This is a genomic window from Phenylobacterium sp. FG114, from assembly GCF_057809855.1.
In genome coordinates this window covers 170,124-196,736 of the sequence record NZ_JBMDKU010000001.1, presented here as the reverse complement: position 1 = coordinate 196,736, position 26,613 = coordinate 170,124, and the positions used below count along the sequence as shown (strand labels likewise).

The 26,613-nt window shown below is 68.8% G+C and carries 26 protein-coding genes and 1 tRNA gene; 14 read left to right on the top strand and 13 right to left on the bottom strand.

What is annotated here, in order from left to right; translation table 11 throughout:
• From ACODSY_RS01005 to ACODSY_RS00990, 4 genes are all read right to left on the bottom strand, one after another.
• Positions 1–492 carry a hypothetical protein gene (locus tag ACODSY_RS01005; protein ID WP_488949762.1) on the bottom strand — a complete coding sequence of 164 codons (492 nt, stop codon included), beginning with the start codon at positions 490–492 and terminating at the stop codon, positions 1–3.
• 57 nt (positions 493–549) lie between these two features.
• Positions 550–948: a hypothetical protein gene (locus ACODSY_RS01000; protein WP_488949761.1), complete on the bottom strand. Its 399-nt coding sequence runs from the start codon at positions 946–948 to the stop codon at positions 550–552.
• Positions 949–1,039: 91 nt separating this feature from the next.
• Entirely contained in the window at positions 1,040–3,412 is a 2,373-nt protein-coding gene (locus ACODSY_RS00995) for a TonB-dependent receptor (RefSeq protein WP_488949760.1), read from the bottom strand.
• Positions 3,413–3,551: 139 nt separating this feature from the next.
• Positions 3,552–4,307: a dienelactone hydrolase family protein gene (locus ACODSY_RS00990; protein WP_488949759.1), complete on the bottom strand. Its 756-nt coding sequence runs from the start codon at positions 4,305–4,307 to the stop codon at positions 3,552–3,554.
• A gap of 71 nt (positions 4,308–4,378) precedes the next feature.
• On the opposite strand from ACODSY_RS00990, the gene ACODSY_RS00985 reads away from it, so the two are divergent.
• Positions 4,379–4,795: a DUF6766 family protein gene (locus ACODSY_RS00985; protein ID WP_488949758.1), complete on the top strand. Its 417-nt coding sequence runs from the start codon at positions 4,379–4,381 to the stop codon at positions 4,793–4,795.
• Positions 4,796–4,815: 20 nt separating this feature from the next.
• Here ACODSY_RS00985 and ACODSY_RS00980 read toward each other — a convergent pair.
• Positions 4,816–4,892 (bottom strand) — tRNA-Arg (locus tag ACODSY_RS00980).
• Positions 4,893–5,044: 152 nt separating this feature from the next.
• Between ACODSY_RS00980 and ACODSY_RS00975 the strand changes: the two genes are divergently transcribed.
• Positions 5,045–6,952: an outer membrane protein assembly factor BamB family protein gene (locus ACODSY_RS00975; protein ID WP_488949757.1), complete on the top strand. Its 1,908-nt coding sequence runs from the start codon at positions 5,045–5,047 to the stop codon at positions 6,950–6,952.
• Positions 6,953–6,992: 40 nt separating this feature from the next.
• Here the strand turns inward: ACODSY_RS00975 and dnaJ are convergent, their stop codons facing one another.
• The 3 genes from dnaJ to ACODSY_RS00960 form a co-directional block, all read right to left on the bottom strand.
• On the bottom strand, positions 6,993–8,156 hold the full coding sequence (dnaJ, locus tag ACODSY_RS00970; protein WP_488949756.1) for a molecular chaperone DnaJ: 1,164 nt from the start codon (positions 8,154–8,156) through the stop codon (positions 6,993–6,995).
• 203 nt (positions 8,157–8,359) lie between these two features.
• The gene (gene dnaK / locus ACODSY_RS00965) at positions 8,360–10,276 is read right to left on the bottom strand and encodes a molecular chaperone DnaK (RefSeq protein WP_488949755.1); all 1,917 of its coding nucleotides are present in this window, start codon (positions 10,274–10,276) and stop codon (positions 8,360–8,362) included.
• A 207-nt stretch (positions 10,277–10,483) separates the two neighbouring features.
• A complete protein-coding gene (locus tag ACODSY_RS00960; RefSeq protein ID WP_488949754.1) occupies positions 10,484–10,948 on the bottom strand; it encodes a hypothetical protein in 465 nt (154 codons plus the stop codon).
• A gap of 86 nt (positions 10,949–11,034) precedes the next feature.
• Between ACODSY_RS00960 and ACODSY_RS00955 the strand changes: the two genes are divergently transcribed.
• A complete protein-coding gene (locus ACODSY_RS00955; protein ID WP_488949753.1) occupies positions 11,035–11,907 on the top strand; it encodes a dienelactone hydrolase family protein in 873 nt (290 codons plus the stop codon).
• Positions 11,908–11,953: 46 nt separating this feature from the next.
• Here ACODSY_RS00955 and ACODSY_RS00950 read toward each other — a convergent pair whose 3' ends face one another.
• Positions 11,954–12,376: a hypothetical protein gene (locus ACODSY_RS00950; RefSeq protein WP_488949752.1), complete on the bottom strand. Its 423-nt coding sequence runs from the start codon at positions 12,374–12,376 to the stop codon at positions 11,954–11,956.
• A gap of 130 nt (positions 12,377–12,506) precedes the next feature.
• Here ACODSY_RS00950 and ACODSY_RS00945 point away from each other — a divergent pair, with 130 nt between their 5' ends.
• Positions 12,507–14,873 carry an FtsK/SpoIIIE family DNA translocase gene (locus ACODSY_RS00945; protein WP_488949751.1) on the top strand — a complete coding sequence of 789 codons (2,367 nt, stop codon included), beginning with the start codon at positions 12,507–12,509 and terminating at the stop codon, positions 14,871–14,873.
• Here ACODSY_RS00945 and ACODSY_RS00940 read toward each other — a convergent pair.
• Entirely contained in the window at positions 14,870–15,127 is a 258-nt protein-coding gene (locus ACODSY_RS00940; protein ID WP_488949750.1) for a UvrB/UvrC motif-containing protein, read from the bottom strand. The genes ACODSY_RS00945 and ACODSY_RS00940 overlap by 4 nt on opposite strands.
• 88 nt (positions 15,128–15,215) lie before the next feature.
• Between ACODSY_RS00940 and ACODSY_RS00935 the strand changes: the two genes are divergently transcribed.
• Together ACODSY_RS00935 and xth are read left to right on the top strand one after the other, a co-directional pair.
• Complete coding sequence (locus tag ACODSY_RS00935) at positions 15,216–15,851, top strand: LolA family protein (protein WP_488949749.1); 636 nt, start codon at positions 15,216–15,218, stop codon at positions 15,849–15,851.
• A gap of 224 nt (positions 15,852–16,075) precedes the next feature.
• Positions 16,076–16,882, top strand: a complete 807-nt coding sequence (gene xth / locus ACODSY_RS00930) for an exodeoxyribonuclease III (protein WP_488949748.1) — start codon at positions 16,076–16,078, stop codon at positions 16,880–16,882.
• A 1-nt stretch (position 16,883) separates the two neighbouring features.
• Here xth and ACODSY_RS00925 read toward each other — a convergent pair whose 3' ends face one another.
• Entirely contained in the window at positions 16,884–17,567 is a 684-nt protein-coding gene (locus ACODSY_RS00925) for a response regulator transcription factor (protein ID WP_488949747.1), read from the bottom strand.
• Between the two features lie 54 nt (positions 17,568–17,621).
• On the opposite strand from ACODSY_RS00925, the gene ACODSY_RS00920 reads away from it, so the two are divergent.
• The 3 genes from ACODSY_RS00920 to ACODSY_RS00910 are packed head-to-tail and all read left to right on the top strand — an operon-like array spanning position 17,622 to position 19,966.
• On the top strand, positions 17,622–18,131 hold the full coding sequence (locus ACODSY_RS00920; protein WP_488949746.1) for a L,D-transpeptidase family protein: 510 nt from the start codon (positions 17,622–17,624) through the stop codon (positions 18,129–18,131).
• A complete protein-coding gene (locus ACODSY_RS00915; RefSeq protein WP_488949745.1) occupies positions 18,128–18,805 on the top strand; it encodes a helix-turn-helix domain-containing protein in 678 nt (225 codons plus the stop codon). Before ACODSY_RS00920 ends, ACODSY_RS00915 begins: the two co-directional genes overlap by 4 nt.
• A gap of 21 nt (positions 18,806–18,826) precedes the next feature.
• Positions 18,827–19,966, top strand: coding sequence for a hypothetical protein (locus tag ACODSY_RS00910; RefSeq protein ID WP_488949744.1), 1,140 nt, complete (start codon positions 18,827–18,829; stop codon positions 19,964–19,966).
• Position 19,967: 1 nt separating this feature from the next.
• On the opposite strand, the gene ACODSY_RS00905 is transcribed toward ACODSY_RS00910, so the two are convergent.
• Positions 19,968–20,630: a YggS family pyridoxal phosphate-dependent enzyme gene (locus tag ACODSY_RS00905; RefSeq protein WP_488949743.1), complete on the bottom strand. Its 663-nt coding sequence runs from the start codon at positions 20,628–20,630 to the stop codon at positions 19,968–19,970.
• A 67-nt stretch (positions 20,631–20,697) separates the two neighbouring features.
• On the opposite strand from ACODSY_RS00905, the gene ACODSY_RS00900 reads away from it, so the two are divergent.
• Entirely contained in the window at positions 20,698–21,231 is a 534-nt protein-coding gene (locus tag ACODSY_RS00900; protein WP_488949742.1) for a thiamine phosphate synthase, read from the top strand.
• Here ACODSY_RS00900 and ACODSY_RS00895 read toward each other — a convergent pair.
• Entirely contained in the window at positions 21,221–21,607 is a 387-nt protein-coding gene (locus ACODSY_RS00895; protein WP_488949741.1) for an NtrZ family periplasmic regulatory protein, read from the bottom strand. The two genes, ACODSY_RS00900 and ACODSY_RS00895, sit on opposite strands and share 11 nt — an antisense overlap.
• A gap of 268 nt (positions 21,608–21,875) precedes the next feature.
• Here ACODSY_RS00895 and ACODSY_RS00890 point away from each other — a divergent pair, with 268 nt between their 5' ends.
• The 4 genes from ACODSY_RS00890 to holA all read left to right on the top strand — a co-directional run bounded on the left by ACODSY_RS00890 (position 21,876) and on the right by holA (position 26,586).
• Positions 21,876–22,352 (top strand): DUF3576 domain-containing protein, encoded by a 477-nt coding sequence (locus ACODSY_RS00890; RefSeq protein ID WP_488950147.1) that lies wholly within the window; start codon positions 21,876–21,878, stop codon positions 22,350–22,352.
• Between the two features lie 119 nt (positions 22,353–22,471).
• Positions 22,472–25,033, top strand: a complete 2,562-nt coding sequence (gene leuS / locus ACODSY_RS00885) for a leucine--tRNA ligase (RefSeq protein ID WP_488949740.1) — start codon at positions 22,472–22,474, stop codon at positions 25,031–25,033.
• Positions 25,030–25,533 carry an LPS assembly lipoprotein LptE gene (gene lptE, locus ACODSY_RS00880; protein WP_488949739.1) on the top strand — a complete coding sequence of 168 codons (504 nt, stop codon included), beginning with the start codon at positions 25,030–25,032 and terminating at the stop codon, positions 25,531–25,533. Before leuS ends, lptE begins: the two co-directional genes overlap by 4 nt.
• Entirely contained in the window at positions 25,534–26,586 is a 1,053-nt protein-coding gene (gene holA / locus ACODSY_RS00875; protein ID WP_488949738.1) for a DNA polymerase III subunit delta, read from the top strand.
• Positions 26,587–26,613 lie beyond the last annotated feature (27 nt).

Genomic DNA, 26,613 nt, shown 5'->3' with positions numbered 1-26,613 from the left:
CTACCAGCCGCCGAGCGGCCTCGCGCAACGTCCGCGGACGTCCAGCGGCCGCTCGGGCGTCATGCCCTCGAGGTCGCAGCGCTGGCGGTCGGGCGAGGCCAGGCCCAGCGCGCCGCCGCCGTACGGACCACCGTACCAGCCTCGGCCGTAGCCATAGCCGTTGCGCGTGTCCTCGAAGGCCAGGCTGACCCGACCGTTCTTGCCCACCGGGATGTCGGTGCGGCCATAGACGCTGCGATAGCCGCCCGTGCCGACGCCCACGCTGATCTCGCCGTGCGGCTTGCCGTCGCCATGACCGACCACCCCATCCACCGCATCGTCTTCGGCGCGGCGCGCGTCCTGGGCCGGCGAGCTCCTGATGAAGGCGTCGATCTGCTCGGCCGTGCTCATCGGCGGCTGGGCGCGCGACGCCGTGGCGACGGGCGCGTCAGGCTCGGCGGCAAGCGCCGGCGCGGCGATCAGAGCCGCGAGCAGGGCGAGGCGGATACGCATGCACAAGTCTCCTTCGCGTGCAGTCAGCGCGCCAATTGCGGCGATCGTATTGCAGCGCTAAGGCCGCGCCTGTGCGGCGGGCACATTGGCGACGACGCTGGCCTCATTGCCAGGCTGGCCCGCCGGGATGAGTTCGTAGAAGCCCGCCAGCCGAAGCCGGACCACCACCGGCTTCTCGCTCGAATTGGAGAACTGCCAGCCCTGGATGCCATCGAACGGCGCCGCCAGCGCGCCCTGCTGCCGCAGACCGAACGCCTGGCGATAGGTGCTGACCGTCATCGCCTCGCCGGATTTCGGCGTGGTGTGGCCATGGTGGTCGAAATGGAAGTCGCGCGGGTCGGCGGCGCCGATCACCTCCCAGGCGTAGGCCAGGGTGGCGTCCTTTCGAATCCGCACCTTGTATTCCAGCTCCGAACGGTCGGCCCCGGCGATGAAGTCGCCCAGCGGGATCTCCACCAGGTCCGTGCGGAAGGGGATGTCGTATTCGCGGGCGCGGGCCGGGACGTCGGGCGCGGCGGTCAGGCCGCGCCCGCGCTTCTCACTCAGACTAGAAGGTCTTCCGGACGGTGGCGCCGTAGGTGCGCGGCGCGTTGGTCAGGAAACCGTAGCGGGCGCGCAGGCCGCGCTCACGGTCGATCGAGAGCTTGGCGCGCTCGTCGCCCAGGTTGTTGATGAACGCCGCGGCCTCCCAGCCGTCGCCGCGCACGCCGATCCGCAGGTTGAGGATGTCGTACGACGGCAGCTCCAGCGGGAAGATCAGCGAGTTGGCCGTGCCGCCGCCCACGTTCGGGAAGAGCGCGACCGTCCGCGGGTTCTGCTCCTGGTCCGAGACCTGGGTGTAGCGCTTGCCCACGTGCTGCCAGGTCAGGTTCGAGAACCCTTCCAGGCCCGCGGTCACCTCACGCTCGTAGCCCACGCTGACCGAACCCTGGAACTTCGGCACGGTCGGCAGGCGATTGCCGTCGCGAAGGCCCTGGATCGGGTTGCCCGTGGCGTCGTTCAGGCTCGAGGTGAGCTCTGCGTCGTTGTACGAGGCCGTCGCGGCGATATCGAAGTTGTCGGTCAGCCGATAGGCGAACTCGGCGTCCACACCGACCGACTTGGCGCTTTTCACATTGGCGATGATCCGCGACGAGCACGAACCGGCGTCGATGGTGGCCTGCAGGTTCGAGATGTCGGCGTAGAAGCCGGCCAGGGTCAGCGAGCCGCGGCCCCCGCCCAGGCGCGCCTTCAGGCCGGCTTCGTAGTTCCAGACCGTCTCGTTCTTGAAGCTCGGGCTCGACAACGCGTTGAAGGTCGCGAAGTCGGCGGGCGTGCAAAGGGGGCGGTTCAGCGGGTCGTTGATCCCCCCGAGCCGGAAGCCCTTCGAAACCTGCGCGTTGAGGGTGATGTCGTCCGTGGCCTTGTAGGCGACGATCACGCGCGGCGCCCAGGCGTCGGCGTTGGTCTTGCCCGGCACCGCGATGGTCTTGTCGGCGAAGATGCCGTCGAAGGTCAGGGTGCGGGTTTCCTTGTAGTCCGCCCAGCGCAGGCCGCCGGTGATGTCCAGGCGGTCGGTGACCGAGTAGGTCGCTTCGCCGAACAGGGCGAACTGCTTCTGCTTGTAGGGCACCGTCGAGTAGTAGAGGTGGTCGGTGGGCGCCACGTCGCTGGCGCTGGGGATTCCGCTGATCGCGCTGAAGCCTTGCACGAACAGGTCCTGGGCGTAGTCGCGATCGATGTGCGAGTAGAACGCGCCGGCGACCCACTGCAGAGGACCGTCGCCCGTCGAGGCCACGCGGGCTTCCTGCGTGAAGGTCTTCGAGTCGGTGGTGTCGGCGAGCGGCGAGTTCAGCGTGTAGACAGCCGGCGGCAGGCCGATGGAACCGCCGGTGATCGAGCTGGTCAGGGCGCCCGCGTCACGCAGCACCAGAACGTTGCGGTCGCTGTAGCTGGTGATCGAGGTGAAGCGCAGGTCGCCCATGTCGTACTGGACGGTCAGGTCGCCCAGGGTGAACTCGTCCTTGAACTTCTCCTTGAGCTGGATGAACTGCTTCGTACCGCCCAGCGTCACGCGCTGCCGCGTCGTGGTGAACGGGTTGCCGAGGATGTTGTAGACATCCACCCGGTTGAAGCCGTCGACGTCGATCTTCTGGTAGACGAGGCGCGGGGTGATCGAGAGGTTCTCGCTCGGCTTGAACAGCAGCGCGGCGCGGACGCCATAGCGCGTGCCGTCGTTGACGTCCTTGTCCACGCTGCCGCCCGGCATCACCGCGTCGATGAAGCCCGGGAATTTCTCGGCATAGGCGGTGATCCGCAGGGCCGCCTGCTCGTTCAGCGGCATGTTGACGGCGCCCTTCAAGTTGCCGCCGGTGGAGCCGCCCTGGATGGTCGACGCCGTCGCCTCGATCGTACCGGAGAACGCCTCGGTCGAGGGCTGGTTGGTGATGTAGCGAACGGTGCCCGACAGCGAGCCCGAGCCGAACAGCGTGCCCTGGGGACCCCGCAGCACTTCCACCCGGTTCAGGTCGAACAGGTCGAGGTCGGGGGTGAACAGCGACATCGAGATCACGGATTCATCGAGATAGACGCCGACCTGTTCCTTCACGCCCGGCTGGTCGCGGACGATCTGGCCGGCCGAGATGCCGCGGATGGCGACTTGGCTCTGGCCGGGTCCCAGGTTCTGGACGGTGAAGCTCGCGACCGTGCGCGACAGCTCCTCGACGTTGGTGATGCCGCGTTCGCGCATCACCGATTCGCTCTGGGCGGCGACGGAGAACGGCACGTCGATCAGCTGCTCGTCACGCTTGCGCGCCGTGACGACCAGTTCCTCGACCTCTGCCGTGCCGGCCTCGGCGGCGTAGACGTGGCCGGCCGGCAGGCCGATCAGGAGGGCAAGCGCACTGGCGCGCACGCTCAATGCAAGCTTCCGGTTGTTCATTGTGGGCTCCATCCGCAACTGCAGCTTGTTTCGCTGCCTGTTTGTGCGGCAGGCCTATTCAAAAAAACGTCGTAATGGCAGAGCCTGCGGTGGACTAGCTACGCTTGAGACGCGAATTGTTGCTCGGCCGCAACAGGCGCTACAGGAGGCCGACCTCGCGCAGGAGGTCCAGCGTCGCCGCCGATGAGCGCCGGTCGGCGTCGGCGGAGTAGGCGAAGCCCGGCATTCCCCAGCCATCAGCTTCGGGGTTCGTGAAACTGTGGCCGGTCCGGCCGTAGGTGATCATCCGCCAATCCACGCCCGCCGCGGTCATCTCCCGCTCGAAATCGGCCCGCTGGGCGGCCGGGATCACCGGGTCGTCGGCGCCGATGTGGACCAGGACCTTGCCCTTGATCGCCGCGGCGTCCTGCGGACGCGCCGTCGCGAGGCCCGAGTGATAGCCCACCACCGCCTTCAGGTCAGCGCCGCCGCGCGCCAGCTCCAGCACCGCGGTCCCCCCGTAGCAGTAGCCGACGGCCGCCAGTCGGTCGGCCTCCACCCGCGGTTGGGCTTTGAGGGCCTCCAGCGCAGCGCCCAGGCGCGCACGGATGTGACTGGGGTCCGCCATGAACGCGGCGTAGCGGCGCATCATCTCGTCGCGATCGTTCACCACCAGGCCGCCGCCCTGGTAGTCCGTCGCGAGGGCCACGAAGCCCAGGCCCGCCAGCGTCCTGGCTGCGCCCAGGGTATGCTCGGTGATCCCCGGGCTCTCGTGCGCGACCAACACACCCGGCGCGGGGCCTGACCCGGCGGGCGCGAACAGCGCGCCCACGAACTCGATCCCCTGCGCCGAATAGGCGACCTTCGTTCCGGCCATGGTGCGCGCCTCCCACTCGCCGCCTAGGTGGAGGCCCAAGATCTCATCCGTCAACCGCCGGAACCGCTGCCGTCGCGCCGGGTTGCCCTGCCGCGAACGGGAGACCTCCAATGAAGCGCTATGCCTACGCCTGGCTGACCGCCGGCTTCTTCCTCGTGTCGATCATCCTCCACTGGGTCTTTGGCTGGTACGCCTTTGCCGACGAACAGCAGGCCCACGGCGAGGCGGCGCAGGTCGGGCCCTACCTCATGGAGATGGGCCGCGACACCTTCGAGAACTGGCAGTCCGAGTTCCTGCAGCTGCTGTGGCAGGTCGTCGGGTTGGCCTATTTCCTCTACGTGGGCTCGCCGGCGTCGAAGGAGAACGACGACCGCACCGAGGCCAAGCTCGACGCCCTGCTGCGCCTGGTCGGCAAGGAGAAGGGCGAGCAGCTCATCGCCGAACTGGACGAGCGCTACCTGCGCACCCATGGCCACGCCCAACCTCACGCCCACGAAATCGCCTATCCGAAAGGGAAGGGCGACTAGCGGCGGACAGATGGGAGGAGTGGCGCACCCGACACGATTCGAACGTGTGACCTTTGCCTTCGGAGGGCAACGCTCTATCCAGCTGAGCTACGGGTGCGTCTTCAGCGGAGGGTGTCTCTAGCGGAAAGGGCGCGTCGCCGCAAACCGCCTGCGCCGGATTTCAGCGAGGCAATTCGTCCGAGACCCGCGGCGAGTAGGTTCCGCCCTCAGAATGCGGTCGAATGACCGGTATGTTTCGGGGGCAACGTCATGAGCGGATGGAAGTCTTTCGCGGGGGCCGGTGCGGTCGCCGCCGCCGTGACGCTCGCGGGACTTGGAATGGGCAGCCTCGCGCAAGCCCAGGCGAGCGATGAGGCGCCGCCGCCCGGCAAGGCCGTCTACGACCAGTACTGCGCGGCCTGCCACAACGCGCCGCCGGCCGGAGACCGCGCGCCGCCCGTCGCCTCGCTGCGCAAGATGAGCGCCCAGATGATCACCACGGCGCTGACCACCGGCGTCATGAAGCCGATCGGCGACGGCCTCGACCGCCGCCAGTTGCGCGACGTGGTGAGCTATCTGGCCGCGCCCGAGGGGCCGCAGGGCACGGGCTGGATCGACGACAACCGCTGCGCCGAGGGCAAGCGCGAGGTCGATCTCACCGCCAGACCGGCGCAGATCGGCTTCGGCGTCGACCATGACAATTCCCGCCGCATGACCTCGTCCCAGGCCAAGCTGACCACCAAGGACCTCGCCAACCTGGAGGTCGCCTGGTCGTTCGTGATGCCCAAGACCTCGGGCCTGCGCGGCCAGGGCGTCGTGGTGGGGAGCACCCTGTTCTATCCCGCGGGCCAGGCCGGCTACGTGGTGGCGCTGGACACCCAGACGGGCTGCGTGAAATGGGCGACGCCGGGCGGCGTGCGGGCCAGCCTGGCCTATGGCCAACTGGGCAAGGACGGACCCTGGGCGGTGGTCGGCGGCGACGGCCAGGGCAACCTGATCGCCTTCGAGGCCAAGACCGGCAAGGTCGCCTGGAAGGTCGACCCGCGCCACGACAAGACCGTACCGCTGTCGGGGACGCCGGTGTTCGCGGGCGACCGGATCGTCGTGCCGATCTCGGCCATCGACGTGGCGAATTCGATGCGCGAGACCTTCGCCTGCTGCAAGGCGCACGGAGCGGTGGCGCTGCTGAACGCCGCCGACGGCAAGGTCCTGTGGACCTGGCACACCATGGAGGACGCCAAGCCCCTGGGCCGCAAGAACGCCAAGGGGATCGAGGTCTATGGCCCGTCGGGCGCGCCGATCTGGTCCAGCCCCTCGGTCGATCTGAAGGCCGGCGTCGTCTACACCGCCACCGGCGAGAACACCTCGCCGCCAGCCACCAACACCAGCGACAGCCTGGTCGCGCTGGACCTCGCCACAGGCAAGCAGAAGTGGGTGTTCCAGGCGCTGGCCAACGACGTCTGGAACATGTCCTGCCCGATCGGCTCGCCCACTGGCGGCCGCCCTCCGGGAGCCAACTGCTTCTTCGCGTCCGAGGGCAGCGTGCTGCGCGATCACGACTTCGGCGGCGGCCCCGTGATCTGGCGCGGGAATCGGAGGACGCTGATCCTGGGCGGCCAGAAGTCGGGCGACGTCTGGGCCCTCGACGCGGCCAGCGGCAAGCAGGTCTGGCATCACCAGTTCGGCAAGGGCTCGGCCCTGGGCGGCGTCCACTGGGGCCTCGCGGCCGACGGACGCCACGTCTACGTGCCGATCGCCGACCCGAACGTGCCCGAGAAGGACAACGCGGCGGGCCTCTACGCGATCGACGTGGCTAGCGGCAAGGTCGCCTGGTCGTGGCGCGCCAAGGCCGACTGCGAGAACGGCCGCAAGGCGCGCGTGCCCAGTTGCGACGGCAAGTTCGGCCTGTCGGCGCCGCCGGTGGTCATCGACGGCGCGGTGGTGGCCGGCGGCCTGGATGGGCGCGTCTACGTGTTCGAGGCGGCCAGCGGCAAGCTGCTGAACAGCTTCGACACCGCGGTCCCGTTCACCGGCGTCAACAAGGTCACCGGCGCCGGCGGCTCGATCGACGCGGCGGGTCCGTTCGCCGGCGACGGCCTGCTGTTCATCAGCTCGGGCTACGCCAGCTTCGGCCAGCAGGCCGGCAATGCGCTGGTGGCGTACAGGGCGAAGAAGTAGGGCGCGAGGTTTTCCCTCCCCTTCATGGGGAGGGAAAGACTCAGGCTTGGCCCTTGGCCGCGCCCCAGAACTTCTTAGCCTTGCCCATGAAGCCCGCGGCCTTGGGATGCTGCTGTTCGCTGCACATCTCGGCCAGTTCCCGCATCAGCTCCTTCTGCCGCGCGGTCAGCTTCGTGGGGGTCTCGACGAACAGCTCGACCACTAGGTCGCCGCGGTCGCGCGAGCGCAGGGAAGGCATGCCGCGGCCCTTCACACGCACGGTCTTGCCTGTCTGGGCGCCCTCAGGGACCTTGACGTCGATCTTGCATTCGCCGTCGCAGTTTTCTCCGCCGAGCAGGCAGGGGGCTTCGATCTCGCCGCCCAGGGCCGCGACGCACATCGGCACCGGGACGGTGCAGAGCAGGTCCAGCCCGTCGCGCTCGAACAGTTCGTGCGGGGCCACCGAGACGAAGATGTAGAGATCGCCGCGCGGACCGCCGCGCTGGCCGGCGTCGCCCTCGCCGGCGAGGCGGATGCGCGCGCCGTCGTCGACGCCCGCCGGAACGCGGACGGCCAGGGTCTTCTGCTTGCGCAGGTGGCCGGCGCCCCGGCACTCAGTGCAGGGGTCCATGACCATGCGGCCCGAGCCGCCGCAACGGGGGCAGGCGCGTTCGATCGAGAAGAAGCCCTGGCTGGCGCGGACGCGGCCCGCGCCATGGCAGGTGGTGCAGGTGGTGGGACTGGTGCCCGGCTTGGCGCCCGATCCTTCGCAGGCCTCACAGGCCAGGGTGACCGGGATGGTGATCTCGACCTCGGCGCCCGCGTAGGCCTGCTCGAGGCTGATCTCCAGGTCGTAGCGGAGGTCGGACCCGCGCGCCGGACCGCTGCGCTGGCGCTGGCCGCCGCGCCCGCCGAACATGTCTCCGAAGACGTCGCCGAACACCTCGTTGAAGATGTCGTGCACATCGTGGAACTGACCGTTCCCGCCGCCGAAGCCGCCCTGGCCATTCACCCCGGCATGGCCGAAGCGGTCGTAGGCGGCTCGCTTTTGAGGGTCGCTCAGGACGGAATAGGCCTCGTTGACTTCCTTGAAGCGGCCCGAAGCCTCCTCGCAGCCGCCATTGCGGTCGGGATGGTGTTCCATCGCCTGTTTGCGGAAGGCGGCCTTGAGCGCGCTGTCATCGCAGCCTCGCTCCACGCCCAGGATCTCGTAATAGTCCCGCATGAGACGTCAGAAGCTCTGAAACTGTTGTGTTGTGAGGTGGGTGGCCCCCCGGCCGCCTGCAAGGCTTAACACAGCCGAGTGACCGGGGGGTATCCCTTCAAAGATGCAGCGCTTTTCGGCGCTGGCGTCCCGCGAAGGCGGCGGCGACGTCCCCATGGGCCGGTGATCGCATTTCACGTTCGCCGAAACCATGGGGCGCGTTGTCACGCCGACTTCTTGCCGTCGCCGTCGACTTCCTCGAATTCGGCGTCGACGACGTCGTCCGAGGCGCCCGCATCCGAGGCCGTGGCGCCTTCGCCGCCGCCGGCTTCGCCCTGCTGGGCCTTGTACATGGCCTCGCCCAGCTTCATCGAAGCCTGGATGAGGGTCTGGGTCTTGGCGGAGATCGCTTCCGCGTCACCCGAGTCCAGCGAGCCCTTCAGGTCGTCCAGCGCCGTCTGAATGGCGGTCCGCTCGGCGTCCGAGACCTTGTCGCCGTGTTCGGCGAGGGCTTTTTCCGACGAGTGGATGATGGCGTCGGCCTGGTTCTTGGCGTCGACCGCGGCCTTGCGCTTCTCGTCGTCGGCCTTGTTGGACTCGGCTTCCTTGACCATGGCGTCGATGTCCGCGTCCGAGAGGCCGCCGTTGGCCTGGATGCGGATCGACTGCTCCTTGGACGTCGCCTTGTCGCGCGCCGAGACGTTGACGATGCCGTTGGCGTCGATGTCGAAGGTCACCTCGACCTGCGGCACGCCGCGCGGCGCCGGCGGAATGCCGACCAGGTCGAACTGGCCCAGCATCTTGTTGTCGGCCGCCATCGGGCGTTCACCCTGGAAGACCCGGATCGTCACGGCCGACTGGTTGTCGTCCGCGGTCGAGAAGGTCTGGCTACGCTTGGTCGGGATGGTCGTGTTGCGCTCGATCAGCGGGGTGAACACGCCGCCCAGCGTCTCGATGCCGAGGGTCAGCGGGGTCACGTCCAGCAGCAGGACGTCTTTCACTTCGCCGCCCAGCACGCCGGCCTGCACCGCGGCGCCCAGCGCCACGACTTCGTCCGGGTTCACGCCCTTGTGGGGTTCGCGGCCGAAGAACTCCTTCACCACCTCGACGACCTTGGGCATGCGGGTCATGCCGCCGACCAGGATCACCTCGTCGATGTCGGACTTCTTGAGCCCCGCATCCTTCAGCGCCTGCTCGCAGGGGCCGACCGTCCGCTTGATCAGGTCCTCGACCAGGGCCTCCAGCTTGGCGCGCGACAGCTTCACGTTCAGGTGAAGCGGGCCGGACGCGTTCATGCTGATGAAGGGGAGGTTCACCTCGTACTGGGTGACGCTCGACAGCTCCTTCTTGGCCTTTTCCGCCTCTTCCTTGAGGCGCTGCAGGGCCAGCTTGTCCTTCCGCAGGTCGACGGACTGTTCCTTTTTGAACTCGTCGGCCAGGTAGTCGACGATCCGCAGGTCGAAGTCCTCACCGCCCAGGAAGGTGTCGCCGTTCGTCGACTTCACCTCGAAGACGCCGTCGCCGATCTCAAGGATCGACACGTCGAAGGTGCCGCCGCCCAGGTCATAGACCGCGATCTTCTTGCCGTCGTTCTTCTCAAGGCCGTAGGCCAGCGCGGCGGCGGTCGGCTCGTTGATGATGCGGAGGACTTCGAGGCCGGCGATCTTGCCGGCGTCCTTGGTCGCCTGACGCTGGGCGTCGTTGAAGTAGGCCGGAACGGTGATGACCGCCTTCTCGACCTTCTCGCCCAGGTGCTGCTCGGCTGCTTCTTTCATCTTCTGAAGGGTGAAGGCCGACACCTGCTGCGGGGAATAGTCCTTGCCGTGGGCGCGCACCCAGGCGTCGCCGTTCGGGCCCTTCACGATCTCGTAGGGCACCATGTTCTTGTCCTTCGCGACCACGGGGTCGTCGAAGTTGCGGCCGATCAGGCGCTTGATCGCGAACAGGGTGTTGGTGGGGTTGGTCACGGCCTGGCGCTTCGCGGGCTGGCCGACCAGCTTCTCGCCGTCGTCCAGGAAGGCCACCACCGAGGGGGTGGTCCGCGCGCCTTCGGCGTTCTCGATCACTTTCGGCGTCTTGCCGTCCATGATGGCCACGCACGAGTTGGTCGTGCCGAGGTCGATGCCGATGATCTTGCTCATAGCCTAGGTCTACTCGCTCCTTGCTTGGCGAATGTCGCGGTGGGGCCTTCTAATGAAGCGCCGCCGGGATTGCGACATCCCCGGTTCGATTACGTCTCCCGTCCGGTTGCCGTCTTTCCGTTCGCGGCAACCAGCGTCGAGTGCGGATATGGGGGAAATTGCGGGGGCTGCAAGCCCGAAAGCCCCTAATCGGATCAAGGGCATGAGTCATGTTCGCCGCCAGTGGGCGCTTGCCTCAGCGTAAAGCGGAGCCGGGTGCGGCGTCGCGCCGCCCCTCGCGGCGAGGAAGGCGTGCTCCACCACCATGGCTTGCTGCTCGATGTTCATGGCTGCAAACGATCGTCCATCTTCGAGGTCGTAGGCGTAGGATGCCTCGCTGTCCCCCGCCTTGATCTTTGCCAAGAGCAGCGCCGTTCCGTTCTGGGCCTGCCAGACGTGGGTCAGCTCGTGCACGAACACCGCCTGCACCCCCAGCGGAACATACGCCGCCGAGAAGTCGCGGGGCGCGGTGGCGGCGGGCCAGACGACGAGGCGAGGACCGGCAACAAAGGCGCGGCTCCAGATCGGGAGCGCAAGGATCCGCACGCGGCTGGCGTCCAGCCCGTCGCCGAACATCTCGGCGGCGAAGCCTTGCTCGCCCGGAGTCAGGCGGCGCAGGCTGAGCGGTTTCATGCGACCGGCGGTCATGAGCGGTTGACGCGTCGCTAGCTGTCGGTTCCGTGGCGATCATCTCCCAAGTTCGCTGACGAGGACAGGCCATGGTCACGCTCACCCGCCCGGACGGCACGCGCCCGGAAGACGTCCACCTCTCGCGCCGCGGGCTGACGCTGGCGCTGACGGGCGGCTATGCGCTCGCCGCCTGGTCGGCCCAGGCCGAGCCGATCAAGACCGACGGCACGGGCCTCGTGCAGAGCATGGTCCAGATCAAGGCGCCCGACCGCGAGATCCCGGCGTTCATCGCGCGGCCGACCAAGTCGGGCAAATTCCCCTGCGTGGTGCTGGTGTCGGAGATTTTCGGCCTGCACGAATATGTCCGCGACACGGCGCGCCGGCTGGCCAAGGCCGGTTATGTGGCGATCGCACCCGACTACTTCGTCCGGGCCGGGGACCCCTCCGCCACCGAGGACCGCGCCGCGATCATGAAGATGGTCGCCACCGCGACCGACGCCCAAGTTACGGGCGACACACAGGCGGCGCTCGCCTACCTCAAGGCGCAGCCTTTCGCCGACGCGAAGCGGATGGCCATCACAGGCTTCTGCTGGGGCGGAGCGGTCGTCTGGGAATCCGTGGCGCGCTTCCCTGACTTCAAGTGTGGAGTGGCGTGGTACGGCCGGCTCACAGGCAACATGTCGCCAGCTGACACCAGCAACAAGAACCCCATCGACTTGGTCAGCGAGTTGAAGGCGCCGGTCCTGGGTCTGTACGGCGAGAAGGACCAGGGGATCCCGCTGACCGACGTCGAGAAGATGCGCGAAGCGCTGAGGGCGGCGGGCAAGACCTCGAGCGAGATCGTCGTCTTCCCCGGCGCTCAGCACGGCTTCCACGCCGACTACCGCCCCTCCTACAGCCAGGCGGACGCCGAGGCCGGCTGGGCAAAAATGCTGGCCTTCTTCAAGAAGAACGGCGTGTAGGCGCGCTTGCGCCTTCCCCCGCAAGCCGGGGGAGGACGAACAACACCTAGAATGGCGGCTCTTCCACCTTCGGCGGAGGCGGGGCGGGGGCCGCCTCGGTCTTCTCCGCCGGTGGCGGAGGCGCGATCACCGGGGCCGCCTCCGGGCCGGCGGGCGCACCGTTCTCGGCGGCGGCCTTGGCGGCAGCGGCTGCGGCGGCCTTGGCCTTCTTTTCTTCCTCGAGCTTCGCCTTCTCCTCCGGCGTCAGCTCTTCCTCGTCCTGGGTGCGACCAATGATCCGCTCGTCGGTCAGCGGCTGGGCTTCCTGCGCCTGCAGGACCTCGGCCGACCCGGCGGCGTCCGCCCGCTCGCCCGGCAGGCGACCGCGCGCCGGCGCAGTGATGGCCCCAAGAGCAAAGGCGCCAAGGCACGAGGCCACGAGGCCGGTGGCGACGACCTGCAGCACGGGGCGGGGCATGGACCAGTTCATGCCCGCGAACCTAATGCGCTCGCGGGCCGCAAGGAAGCCGCATCGGCGATCGCGGCAATCACGGTAAACGCACGATTAACGGTCCCTGCCGCAAACAGGACCGAGTCGATTTGCTGGAGGCCTTGGGCGCATGGCGCGGGCGGCGCGGAAAACCGGTGGGGAGCTTGCGCTCCATATCGCCAGGCTGACCTGGAACCACCCGGCCACGGCGCGGCTGCGCGGAGGCTTGACCGCCGCGTTCGGCGCCGCCCTGGCCGTCGCTTTCGCCACCTACAACGCCGCCGATCCCAGCCTGAACGCCGCCGGCCCGGCCGAGCCGGCCAACGCCCTGGGCGGCGGCGGTGCAGTGCTGGCCGATATCGGCGTGCAATCACTGGGCGTGGCCGCAGGCTTCGCGGCGCTGCTGCTCGTCACCTGCGGCTTGGCGCGCGTCACCGACCCGGAGCCCGACCTCAGCCGCGGACGACTGCGCCTGCGCGCCGCGATCGGCACGCTGGGGCTGCTGGCGCTGGCCGGGGCCTTGGCCTGGGCGCCCACACCCGCCGCCTGGCCGCTCGCCAAGGGCCTGGGCGGCTTCTGGGGCGACACCCTGCTGGATGGCTTCGCCGGCCTCATCGAGTACGCCCGCCTGGCCTTCGGGACCGCGATCGCCGGGAGCGTGCTGCTGGTCGCCGGCGTGGTCGCCTACGGCTACGGCCTGGGTCTCTCTCGCCTGGATTTCCGCGGCATCGTCGACAGCCTGACCCACGCGCTGACGCCGAAGCCCAGGCTCACGGCCGCGAAGCCCGAGCCTGTCGGCGCGGCCAAGGTCGCCCGCCGCAAGCGCGACGCGCCGGTCGTCGCCGACGAGGCCATCGACGAGCCTCCGATGGCGCCGCTCGCGCCCGCCGCCGCGTCCGACGGCCCGACCCTGCAGGTCAAGGCGCCCAAGCCGGCGCCGAAAGAGAGCGTGCGCGAGCAGAAGGAGGCGCAGAACACCTTCGCCTTCGCCCAGGAGGGCGGCTTCCAGCTTCCCGAACTCTCCATGCTGACCAAGGCGCCGGCCCGCGCCGCCCAGTACGACGAGGGCTCGCTTCGCCAGAACGCCCAGCTGCTGGAGAGCGTGCTGGCCGAGTTCGGCGTCCGCGGCCAGGTGGACCAGATCCGCCCGGGCCCGGTGGTCACCCTCTATGAACTGGTGCCCGCCGCCGGCGTGAAATCGGCCCGCGTGGTGGCGCTGGCGGACGACATCGCCCGCTCCATGTCGGTGGCTTCGGCCCGAGTCTCCGTCGTGCCCGGCCGCAACGCCATCGGCATCGAGCTGCCGAACCAACGCCGCGAAACCGTCTACTTGCGGGAACTGCTGTCAGCGCCGGAATACGAGCGCGGCGGCCAGGTCGTGCCCGTGGTGCTGGGCGAGACCATCGGCGGCGAGCCCTATGTGGCCGACCTCGCCAAGATGCCCCACCTCCTGATCGCGGGCACCACCGGCTCGGGGAAGTCGGTGGGCGTCAACGCCATGATCCTGTCGATCCTCTACCGCCTGCCGCCCGAGCAGTGCCGCTTGATCATGATCGACCCCAAGATGCTGGAACTCAGCGTCTACGACGGCATCCCGCACCTCCTCGCCCCGGTCGTAACCGACCCCAAGAAGGCCATCGTCGCGCTGAAGTGGACCGTGCGCGAGATGGAGGACCGCTATCGCCGCATGTCGAAGATCGGCGTGCGGAATATCGCCTCGTTCAACGAGCGCGCCCGCGAGGCCCTGGCCAAGGGCGAGCACTTCGAACGCACGGTTCAGACGGGGTTCGACGAGAACGGCCGCGCCACCTACGAGAGCGAGAAGATCCGCCCCGAGCCGATGCCCTACCTGGTCGTGATCATCGACGAGGTGGCCGACCTGATGATGGTGGCCGGCAAGGACATCGAAGGCGCCGTCCAGCGCCTGGCGCAGATGGCGCGTGCCGCCGGCATCCACCTGATCATGGCCACCCAGCGCCCGTCGGTGGACGTCATCACCGGCACCATCAAGGCCAACTTCCCGACCCGGATCAGCTTCCAGGTCACCTCCAAGATCGACAGCCGCACCATCCTGGGCGAGCAGGGGGCCGAGCAGCTGCTGGGCCAAGGCGACATGCTCTACATGGCCGGCGGCGGCCGCATCACCCGCCTGCACGGCCCGTTCGTCTCGGACGGCGAGGTCGAGGCGGTGGCGAAGTTCCTGCGCGACCAGGGCCAGCCCAGCTACCTCGAGGAGGTCACGGCGGGCGGTGATGACGAGGACGGCGAGGGCGGCGGCGACTTCGGCGGCGGGGACGGGGAGGGCAACGACCTCTACGACCGCGCGGTGGCCGTGGTGACCCGCGACGGCAAGGCGTCCACCAGCTACATCCAGCGCCGCCTGCAGATCGGCTACAACCGCGCCGCCTCGCTCATCGAGCGCATGGAGCAGGAGGGCGTCGTCGGCCCCGCCAACCACGCCGGCAAGCGCGAGATCCTGGTCAGCGCGGCGCCCTAGCCCTTCGAACGCCGACCACCCGGCTTGTGGCCGCTGGTCATCGGATCGGGCTTCTTTGGCAAGGGTCGCTTGGGGTCGGGTACGTAGCGTTCCTGGCTCGAGCCCAGGCCCATGCGGCCTGGCTTCTGTTCGCGCAGGTTCGACTCGCCCGAGCGGATCCGCGCGATGGCGTCGCGCAGCAGGGCCGCTGTCTCGAAGTCGCCGGCCTCGGCCGCCTCGGCCATCCGCCGTTCCAGGTCGTCGATCATACCCATGGGAACACCTCCGGAAGGCGAAGCGTTGCCGCTGGCCCCATTGCCGCCGCTCTGGCGCGATAGGCTTTCCGCACGTTACGGAGCAAGCATGACCTTCACCCGACGCAGCCTGACGCTGGCCCTGGCCGCGACCTCCTTCGCCGGCCCCGCCTTGGCGCAGACCGGCCTTTCGGCCGCCGACCTGGCGCTGATCGACCGCGCCGTGGCCTACCTGGAGGGCCTCAACGAGGCCAAGGGCCGCTTCGTGCAGACCGACGCCCGTGGACGGGCCACCACCGGCCAGCTTTTCATGAAGCGCCCGGGCAAGGCGCGCTTCGCCTACGATCCACCCTCTGGCCTGCTGGTCGTCTCGGACGGCGGCGTGGTGTCGGTGCAGGACAAGCGGCTGAAGACCTTCGACCAGTATCCGCTGGGCACCACCCCGCTTTCCCTGTTCCTGGCCAAGACCATACGTCTGGACAAGGGCGTCACCGTCACGCGCGTCACGCGGATGGCTGACGGCTTCTCGATCACCGCCCGCGACGGCAAGAAGGAGACGGCGGGCCAGATCACCCTGACATTCACCGATACGCCACTGGCGCTTGCCGGCTGGACCGTGACCGACGCTCAGCAGCGTCCGACCCAGGTGAAGCTGCTAGACCTCCAGCGGACCAGCGGCCTGGATCGCTCGCTGTTCGTCCTCAAGGACCCGCGCCCCAAGAACCCCGGCCGAGGAAAAGTCTAGGTTGCGAAAAGTGTGCCCCGAGCGACACACGCAAGGAATCTGGCGAAAGCCCTTTGACTTTCTGTCATACTGTGGCGATATTATCACTACGTCGTCGGTGCGCCGGTCGCACTGACGGAGTCCGTGCCGGAACCTATCCCCTCCCGGCGGCGGCATGAGAGACGACTCATACAGCCCGGACGCAAAACCTGCGTCCGGGCTTTCTTTTCGCATATGGAAGCGGAATGCGACTCCGAATCTGCACGTGGAACGTGAATTCTGTCCGCCTTCGCGCGGAACAGGCGGCCCGGTTCGTCCGGGAACAGGCGCCCGACATCCTCTGCATGCAGGAGATCAAGTGCCGCGAGGGCGAGTTCCCGGTGAACGCCTTCAAGGAGATGGGCCTCCCCCACCTGAAGATCGCAGGCCAGAAGGGCTGGCACGGCGTCGCCATCGCCTCGCGCCTGCCCATAGATGACGCCCCGCCGCTGGACGTCTGCCGCGAAAAGCACGCGCGCTGCGTCGGCGGCGTGATCGGCGGCGTCGAGGTGCACAACTTCTATATCCCCGCCGGCGGCGATGTCCCGGACCGGGTCGAGAACCCCAAGTTCGACCACAAGCTGGACTTCTACGAGAAGCTGACCGCCGAGTTGGGCAAGCGCGACCCCAAGGCGCCGCTGGCCATCGTCGGCGACTTGAACGTGGCGCCGGGCGAATTCGACGTCTGGAACCACAGGTACATGTCCAAGATCGTCAGCCACACGCCGGTGGAGATCGAGGCGTTCCGCAGGCTGGAGGCCTCGCTGGGCTTCATCGACCTGATGCGCGAGGCGACGCCCGAGCCGGAGAAGCTGGCGTCCTGGTGGAGCTACCGCGCCGCGGATTTCCGCCAGTCGAACCGCGGCCTGCGCCTCGACCACATTCTCGTCACCCCCGGGCTGCGCGAGGCTGCGTTCAGCCAGGGAGCCCCGGCCACCCGCATCCACGACGACGTCCGCGGCTGGGAACGCCCCAGCGACCACGCGCCCGTCAGCGCGGACCTGCTGCTCTAGGTCAGGGCGCCAGCTTGTAGCCGCCCTGCTCGGTCAGCAGGAGGCGGGCGTTGGCGGGATCGGGCTCGATCTTCTGGCGCAGGCGGTAGACGTGGGTTTCCAGCGTGTGCGTCGTGACGCCCGCGTTGTAGCCCCAGACCTCGGCCAGCAGCTCCTCACGCGAGACCGACTTCTCGCCGGCCCGGTAGAGGTACTTCAGGATGTTGGTCTCCTTTTCCGTCAGCCGGATCTTCTTGCCCTTCTCGTCCACCAGCATCTTGGCGGCGGGGCGGAATTCGTAGGCGCCCAGGCGGAAGACCGCGCCCTCGGAGTGCTCGTAATCGCGAAGCTGGGCGCGGATGCGGGCCAGCAGCACGGCGAACTTGTACGGCTTGGTGACGTAGTCGTTGGCGCCGGAGTCCAGCCCCTTGACCGTATCGTCGTCGGTGTCGGCCGCGGTCAGCATGATCACGGGGGTGGTCACACCGTCCTCCCGCATCCGCTTGCAGGCATCGCGGCCGTCCATGTCGGGCAGGTCGACGTCCAGCAGGATGAGATCTGGTTTGGCGTCCCGCGCCTGGCGAACGCCTTCGCCAGCCGTGGCCGCCTCGACGGTGTCGAAGGCCTCGGCCTGCAGCTGTTCGGCGATCGCCCCGCGAAGGTCCTGGTCGTCGTCGACGATGAGGAGGGTCTTGCGTTGAGCCATGAGCGGCAACAAACACCATCTGGACGGTGCGCCGCAAAGGGATTCGAGGTTCCGGTGATCTTCGTAGCGACGTCGGACGGCTGGCTGGACCTGGGTGAGCGCAAGGTGCGCTGCGCTCTGGGACCCGCCGGCGTGGTCTCCGCGGCAGCCAAGCGCGAGGGCGACGGCGCGTCGCCGGCGGGGGTGTGGCCGATCCGCGAGATCTTCTACAGGCCCGACCGCGGGCCGCCGCCGGCCAGCGAGTTCCGGGTCCACGCCATGACCGAGGACGACGGCTGGTGCGACGACCCGGCCGACCCGAACTACAACCGGCACGTGACCCTGCCGTATCCTGCCAGCGCCGAGCGCATGTGGCGCGAGGACGGGGTCTACGACATCGTCGTCGTGCTGGGCCACAACGACGACCCGCCGCTTCCCGGCCTCGGATCAGCGATCTTCCTGCACATCTGCAAGCCCGGCTATCCGCCGACCGAGGGGTGCGTCGCGATCACGAGAGCGGATCTCGAGGACCTGCTGGATATCGCGGCGCCCGGTGACGCGATCGAGATCCGGAAGGTTCCGTGAGTCATCCTCCCGTCCGCCAGACCGTCGATCCCGGGCCGCTGCCGCGCCATCGCCACACGCTCGGGTACGTCGCCGTGGTGGTCGCCGGCGGCTACGAGGAGGCGGGCGACGCGGGGCGACGCCAGCTCGAACCCGGCGACATCGTGGTCCACCGGCCCTTCGAGGCGCACCTCAACCGCACGCCGCGCGCCGGCGCACAGGTGCTGAATCTTCCCCTTCCGCATGGCGAGCTCGCCGCCTTCGGGCGGATCGACGACCTGGACGGACTGGTCCGCGCAGCCGAACGCGACCCCCACGCGGCGACGGCGCGGCTGAATGACGGCTTCCAGCCGCTGGTGACCACTGCGCGAGATTGGCCCGACCTGCTGGCCGACGCGCTCGCCGGGGGCGACGAGGCCAGCCTAGGCGCCTGGGCCAGCCGCCTGGGCCTCTCGGCCGAGCACCTGTCTCGCGGCTTCGGCAAGGTGTTCGGTGTGGCGCCCCAGCGATTTCGCTGGGAGGCCCGAGCCCGCGCCGCCCTCCGCGACCTCACCCTCACCGCCATGCCGCTGGCGGAGCTGGCCGCCGCGCACGGCTTCGCCGACCAGGCGCACCTCACGCGCAGCCTGAGCGCCTTCTCCGGCCGCACCCCCGGCGCCTGGCGCGCATCAAATCCGTTCAAGACCGCGGCCTGAGCCCGGCCCAGGTTCGGGCCCATGAACCGACGCCAGCTCCTCGCGGCCGCCACGGCCGCCGCCCTGCCCCTTCCCGCCTTCGCCGCGATCCGGACCCAATGGAAAGTGCGCGGGTCCGAGGGCTTCGACGCGCTCTGCTTCCTGGGCCCGCTCAGCGGCAAGCCCCTCTACACCCGCTACTACCAGGCCGAACTGACCGAGTTCCGGCCGAAGTTCGCGCCCGAGGCGCAGGCGGCGCTCGACCGGGTGCAGAAGGCCGCCGACGCCAAGTCCTGGCTGCTGCCGCCTGGCCTCTGCACCATGCTGTCCGCCGCGCCGGACGCGACGCTCGACGACATCATCCTGGCGGTCCGCGAGGCCGAGACCCGCGTGCTGCCGACCTACAAGGTCAGCCAATACTGGGACCAGGAGAATTGGGACCTGCTGCTGGCCGGCCGCGCCGACCTGCTGACGGTGCTGGAAGGCCTGCGCGCCGCGGACTTCCCCGCCTTCCGGCGCAAGTTCATGCAGCCCAAGCTCGGACCCCGGGTCGCCGCGCTGTCGGCCCGCCTCGCCGCCATGGACGTGATCGCCGAACAGGAGCGCCTGATCGGCCGCACACTGCAGCCCGGCATCGAGATCGTCCTGTTGTGGTTCTCCAAGCCGCACGGCACCCGCATCCAGGGCCAGAGGTTCCTTAGCCACGTGGACTATCCGGACGAGCTGACGATCCGCATCGCGGGCCATGAGATCCTGCACCCGCCGTTCGACATGGAGGGGCCGACCGCCAAGGCGGCGATCGCGACGCTGGAGAAGGATCCGCTCATCGTGCGCGTTCTGAAGGAGCACGACCCGGCGTTCGGCTACAACACCATGGAAGGCATCCTCAACGAGGACACGGTCCAGGCGATGGATCAGATCATCGCCGAGCGCCTTGGCGTCTCGGTTCCGCCCGCGAAGCGCTGGGGTGACGCCGACGACGGCATGCACATCGTGGCCGCCGGCCTCTATGGAATGCTCAAGGCGGAGGGCTACGACCGCGAGGGCGGCAAGATCGAGGCCTGGATGGCCGACGCCGTGAAAACCGGCAAGCTGGCCCCTGCCAACCTGCACGCCTCGGCGTCGAAGGTACTGGAGATCCCGGTCGACCAACTCTGGCCACGGAGGAAGCCCGCCGCCTAGTCTAGCTCCGCGCGCCGAACACCGCCGAACCCACCCGCACGCTTGTGGCGCCGAAGCGGATCGCGGTCTCGAAGTCGCCGCTCATGCCCATCGACAGCTTGGCGAGCCCGTTGCGCTCCGCGATCTTCTTCAGGAGCGCGAAGTGCGGGCCAGCCGGCTCGTCGGCGGGCGGGATGCACATGAGACCCTCGGGCGCGAGGCCGTAGGCCGTCCGGCAGGCCGCGATGAAGGCGTCCGCCTCGCCGGGCGCGATCCCGGCCTTCTGCGGCTCCTCGCCCGTGTTGACCTGAACATACAGACGGGGCGATCGGCCCTGTCTCTGGATCTCCTCGGCCAGGACGCGGGCCAGTTTCTCGCGGTCCAGGCTCTCGATCACGTCGAAGAAGGCGACCGCCTCCTTGGCCTTGTTGGTCTGCAGGGGCCCAATGAGGTGCAGCGTCAGGCCGTCGGCCTTGCCGGTCCAGCGCTCCAGCGCCTCCTGCACGCGGTTCTCGCCAAACACCCGCTGGCCGGCGTCCAGCACGGGCTGGATCGCCTCCCAGGGCTGGGTCTTCGAGACGGCGACCAGGGTCACATCCTTGGGATCGCGACCGGCCGCTTGCGCGGCGCGGGCGATCCGGGCCACCACATCGGCATAGCCTTCGGCGTTGGGAGCGGCGCTCATTTCAGACTTCTGGACCCTTCAGCGGACGGCCCGGCTCTTACCGGCGCGGCGGCGACTGCGGAAGGCCTTGCCAGCGCTGCTGTTCTTCACCGACCCGGTCCGCACACCAGATCCCGAGGCGATGGCGGCGGGGCTTCCGAAAGGCAGCGCCATCGTCTACCGCCACTTCGGGGCGCCGGACGCCGTGTCGCGCGCCCTGCGGCTGAAGCAAATCGCCCGATCGCGTGGCCTCAAGCTGCTGATCGGACAGGACATTGCGCTGGCGGCCCGCATCGGCGCCGACGGCGTCCATCTGCCTGAGCGCCTGGCGCATCTCGCGACCCGCTTGAGACAGGCCCATCCCGGCTGGCTGGTCACCTCGGCCGCGCATTCGTTGGCCGCCGCTCGGGCGAGCCGCGCCGACGCGGTGGTGATTTCGGTGGCCTTCCCCTCGAACAGCCCCTCCGCTGTGCGCGCGCTGGGTCCCATCCGGCTGGCCATGTGCGTCCGCGCCGCGGGTCGGGCGGCCTATGCACTGGGTGGCGTGAACAACAAAACGGCCCGCCGTCTGCTGGACGCGGGCCTGATCGGACTGGCGGCCGTGGAAGGCCTTAGAACTTGAAGGTGGACTCCAGCCGCACCTTGGGCTGGTCGGCAGGACGCGCGGCGTTCCGGCGGGGCGTCAAATCCTGCTCGCCGAGGCTGACCGAGCCGCCGACCCGGACCGACGGCGTGATCCGGAAGTAGGCGCCGGCCGAGACGTCGTTCGGCACCGCGGCGCGGCCGTCGGGCTGTTGGATGTCGAGGACGATGCCGAAGCGGCCCTTCGAGGCGTCGAACTTCATGTTGCGCCCGGCGTTGGGCGCCGCCGTGATCGGTTCGGACTTTACCGTGAAGTCCATCGGCTTCGACGCCTTCGTGTCCGCATACGCGTTCCCAGCCGCCGCGCTGATCAGCGCGGTCGCGGCAAGAACGACGCTCATGCGGCGCTTGGACATCACAACCTATATAGCCCCAACGGTCACCATTCGCGACCTGCCCCTAGAGAACATGCTCGCGATTGCCGTCGAATTAAGGCCGACGGCTTTTGTGGGTCAACGGGACTCACCCCTTGCGGGTCCACGGTTAGGCAAGATGCTTGCTGTGTGTGGCGCATGCGCCACGCGATTCCTGTTTGGCGACTTACACCGCATTGTTATAGAGGCAGCCGGCGCGGGGGCGGCGCCGTGGCGCTTGCGCCGCGGAAATCAATGGAGACGGATGCATATGCCGTTTGTGCGCGGTAACCGGATGCGTGGCGTGATGATCGCGGCCGCGGCGCTGAGCGTCGTGGGGCTGAGCGCGTGCGGTAGCGTCCCGAACCCCTTCGGCGGCGGCAAGGGCGCGAACGTCCGCGCTTCCGGCGACAACGCCGCGGCGATCGGCGTGAATGGCTACCTTTGGCGCGCCACGCTGGACACCCTGGCGTTCATGCCGCTGGCCTCGGCCGACCCGTACGGCGGCGTCATCGTCACCGACTGGTACACCAACCCGGAAAAGCCGGACGAGCGCTTCAAGTGCACCGTCTACATCCTGGATTCGCGTCTGCGCGCCGATGGCCTGAACGTGGCCGTCTTCAAGCAACTGCGCGACACCAGCGGCAACTGGGTGGACCAGCCCACGGCCGGCCAGACCGAGACGGACATCGAGAATTCGATTCTGACCCGGGCGCGCCAGCTCCGACTTTCGAACATCAAGGGCTGATCCCAGCCCCCGCCGGCCTCGACCGGCGGCTCCTTCGGGAGACCTGTTCGTCAGTCGACGCGCCTGCGTGACATCCTTGGCCGTTGACCGGAAGTCCAACTCCAGTCCAAAGGCCCGTCATGGCCCGCTACAATCCCAAAGAGACCGAGCCCCGCTGGCGCAAGGCGTGGACCGACGCCGACGCGTTCCGCGCGGTGATCGACCGGTCGAAGCCGAAGTACTACGTGCTGGAGATGTTCCCGTATCCGTCGGGACGCCTGCACATGGGCCACGTGCGCAACTACGCGATGGGCGACGTCATCGCCCGCTTCAAGCGCGCCCGCGGCTTCTCGGTGCTGCACCCCATGGGTTGGGACGCCTTCGGCCTGCCGGCGGAGAACGCCGCCATGGAGCGCGGCGTCGACCCCAAGGGCTGGACCTACGACAACATCGCCCGGATGCGGGCCGAGCTGAAGGAGCTGGGCCTGTCCATCGACTGGTCCCGCGAGTTCGCCACCTGCGACGTGGAGTACTACGGCAAGCAGCAGGCCTGGTTCCTGGACCTGTTCGCCCGCGGCCTGGTCTATCGCAAGGAGAGCCTGGTCAACTGGGATCCCGTCGACCAGACGGTGCTGGCCAACGAGCAGGTGGTCGACGGCCGCGGCTGGCGCTCGGGCGCGTTGGTGGAGAAGCGCAAGCTGAACCAGTGGTCCATGCGGATCACCGATTACGCCGACCAGCTGACCGACGACCTGCAGACGCTGGACCGGTGGCCCGAGAAGGTTCGGGTCATGCAGGAGAACTGGATCGGCCGCTCCAAGGGCCTGAAGTTCCGGTTCCACGCCGCCGGCGACGCGCCGGCGAAGGACCTGGAGGTCTACACCACCCGCCCGGACACGCTGTACGGCGCGAGCTTCGTCGGCATCGCCGCCGACCACCCGCTGGCCGCCGCCGTGGCGGCGAACGACCCCAAGGCCGCCGCCTTCATCGAGGAATGCCGCAAGGGCGCCGCGACCGAGGCCGAGATCGAGACCGCCGAGAAGAAGGGCTACGACACCGGCCTGAAGGTGAAGCATCCGTTCGATCCGGACTGGGAGCTGCCGGTCTGGATCGCGAACTTCATCCTGATGGACTACGGCACGGGCGCGATCTTCGCCTGCCCGGCACACGACCAGCGCGACCTGGATTTCTGCCGCAAGTACGGCCTGCCGGTGAAGCCGGTGGTCCTGCCGCCCGGCGAGGATCCCGCGACCTTCGACGTCGGGGCCGAGGCCTACACGGGGCCGGGGACGATCTACAATTCGCCCGGCCTGGACGGCCTCGACATCGAGACCGCCAAGGGCGAGGCGATCCGTCGGATCGAGGCCCAGGGCGACGGCGACGGCGCGACCGTCTTCCGCCTGCGCGACTGGGGCGTTTCGCGCCAGCGCGCCTGGGGCTGCCCGATCCCGGTGGTCCATTGCCCGACCCATGGCGTGGTTCCGGTGCCGAAGGACCAGCTGCCTGTCGCCCATCCCGTCGACATCGAGTTCGGCAAGTCGGGCAACGCGCTGGAGCGGCACCCGACCTGGAAGCACACCACCTGTCCGAAGTGCGGCGGCCCCGCGACGCGCGAGACCGACACGCTGGACACCTTCGTGGACAGCTCCTGGTACTTCGCCCGCTTCGCCAATCCGCACGCGGCCGAGCCGATCGAGAAGGAGGCGGCCGACTACTGGCTGCCCGTCGACCAGTACATCGGCGGCATCGAGCACGCGGTGCTGCACCTGCTGTACGCGCGCTTCGTCACCAAGGCCCTCGCCGACGACGGCCAGCTGAGCGTGCGCGAGCCGTTCGCCGGCCTGTTCACCCAGGGGATGGTCACCCACGAGACCTACCGCCGGCAGAGCGGCGAATGGGTCGAGCCCAAGGACGTGGAGATCGTCGCCGAGGGAAACACCCGGCGCGCGACCCTGGTGGGCCAGGGCGAACCCTTGGTGATCGGCGACATCGAGAAGATGTCGAAGTCCAAGAAGAACACCGTGGCCCCCGAGGAGATCTTCGAGGTCTACGGCGTCGACGCCGCACGCCTGTTCGTGCTGTCCGACAGCCCCGCCGAACGCGATGTCCAGTGGACCACCGGCGGCGTCCAGGGCTCGTGGCGGTTCGTGAACCGCGTCTGGGACGAATTCGACAGCCAGCCGGAAGGCGCCTCGACCGCCGACCCGGACGCCGAGCTGCGCCGCGCCACCCACAAACTGGTCAAGCAGGTGACCGAGGCCATCGACGGCTTCCGGTTCAACTCGGGCATCGCACGCCTGTACGAGTTCCTGAACCTGCTGAAGGCCAACCCGGCGGCAGGGGCCACCCCCGCCGTGCTGGCGGCGCGCCAGGAGGCCCTGTCGGCATTCGCCCGGCTGATCGCGCCCTTCACGCCCCATTTGGCGGAAGAATGCTGGGCCCGGATCGGCGGCAAGGGGATGGTCGTCGCGGCCGAATGGCCCGCGTTCGACCCGGCCCTGACCGAGGACGCTACCAAGGTCTTGCCCGTGCAGGTCAACGGCAAGCGCCGGGGCGAGATCACTGCCCCCGCCGGCGCCGAGCAAGCCGAGGTGGAGGCGATCCTCAAGGCCGACGCCGACATCGCGGCCAAGCTGGACGGCCTGACCATCCGCAAGATCATTGTGGTCAAGGACCGGATCGTGAATATCGTGGCCGCATGAACAGGCTCCTCGCCCTCGCCCTGGTCTCGGCCCTCGGCCTCAGCGGCTGCGCCGGCTTCCAGCCGCTGTACGGCCAGACCGAGGTCGTGAAGAACCTGGCCTCGATCCAGGTCCAGGCGCCCTCGGGCCGGACCGGCTACCTGATCCGTCAGCATCTCGACGACGCCTTCGCCAAGAACCACGAGGCGCCGGTCGCCTACACCATGGATCTCAGCCTGGGCGAGGCGCGGTATCCACGCGGCGTTCGTATCGACAACGTGGCCACCCGCTACGAGTATGTCCTGACCGCCAGCTACGCCCTGCGGGACGTGAAGTCCCACGCCTTGGCCAAGCAGGGTCAGGTCCGTGTCGAACTCACTTACGACTCGGCCGACCAGCCCTACGCCTCCATCTCGGCGCAGCAGGACGCCCAGGACCGCGCCGCCGAAGAGGCCGCCCGTCGCATCCAGCTCGAACTGGCCGTCTGGCTCGCCAATGGGGCCAAGGTCGCCGCGAAGTAGATGATCCTCTCGAAGCGGCCGGACATCGAGCGCTTCCTCGGGAAACCCGATCCCGCCGTCCGCGCCGCCCTGATCTATGGCCGCGACATGGGCGTGGTGCGCGACCGTGGCCACCAGCTCGCCCGCAAGATCGTCGAAAATCCCGACGATCCGTTCGATGTGGCCATCCTGAGCGACCAGGACCTGTCCGATGATGGCGGGAGATTGGAGGGCGAGCTCGCGTCCCAATCGCTGATGGGCGGCCGTCGTCTCGTGCGCCTGCGCCTCTCGGGGGACAAGCCCTCCGGCGACAAACTGGCGGCCGAAGCGCTGGATCGCCACGCCAAGGGCGAGCTCAATCCTGACGCCTTCTTCCTGATCGAGGCCGGCAACCTGGGTCGCGAGTCCGCGCTGCGCAAGATCGCCGAGAAGGCGAACGCCGCGGCCGCCATACCCTGCTACGAAGACGAGCCCGGCGACGTCGCCCGTCTGGTCCGAGAACTGCTGGCCAGGGACCAGGTCGCCCTGAACGCGGACGCGCTGCAGGTCTTCGTCCAGCGCCTGCCCAAGGAGCGCGGCGTCGCGCGGCAGGAGATCGAACGGCTGGCGCTGTACCTCGGCCCCGGGAGCAACACGACCGCGACGCCGGCCGACCTGGAGCCCTTCCTCGGCGTCGAACCCGAGTCCTCGCTGTTCGACGCGGCGGCCGACGCTTTCGGCGGCAAGCTGGGCGAAGCCCAGGCCGGCTTGCGCCGCGCCGCGCAGGAAGGCGAGAGCGGCCCGGCCGCCGTCCGCGCCCTGGGCATGCATCTGGGAAAGCTGCGCCGCGTGCTCACCCTGGCCAAGAACGGCGCCGGCCTGCAGGAGGCCGCGAAGGCGTCGGGCGTGTTCTGGAAGCAGGAGCGCGAATTCCTCCGCCAGGCGCGCTCCTGGTCGCTGGAGGAGCTCGACCGCATCCAGCCCGAGATTCTCGCCGCGGACCGCGCCTGCAAGACCGCCGGCTCCCCCGATCGCCTCATCGCCGAGCGCCTGGCGCTGACGGTGGCAGGCCGGGCGCGGCGGTTGGGGCTGTAGCCGCACGGGGTGTGCGGCTACGCTTCC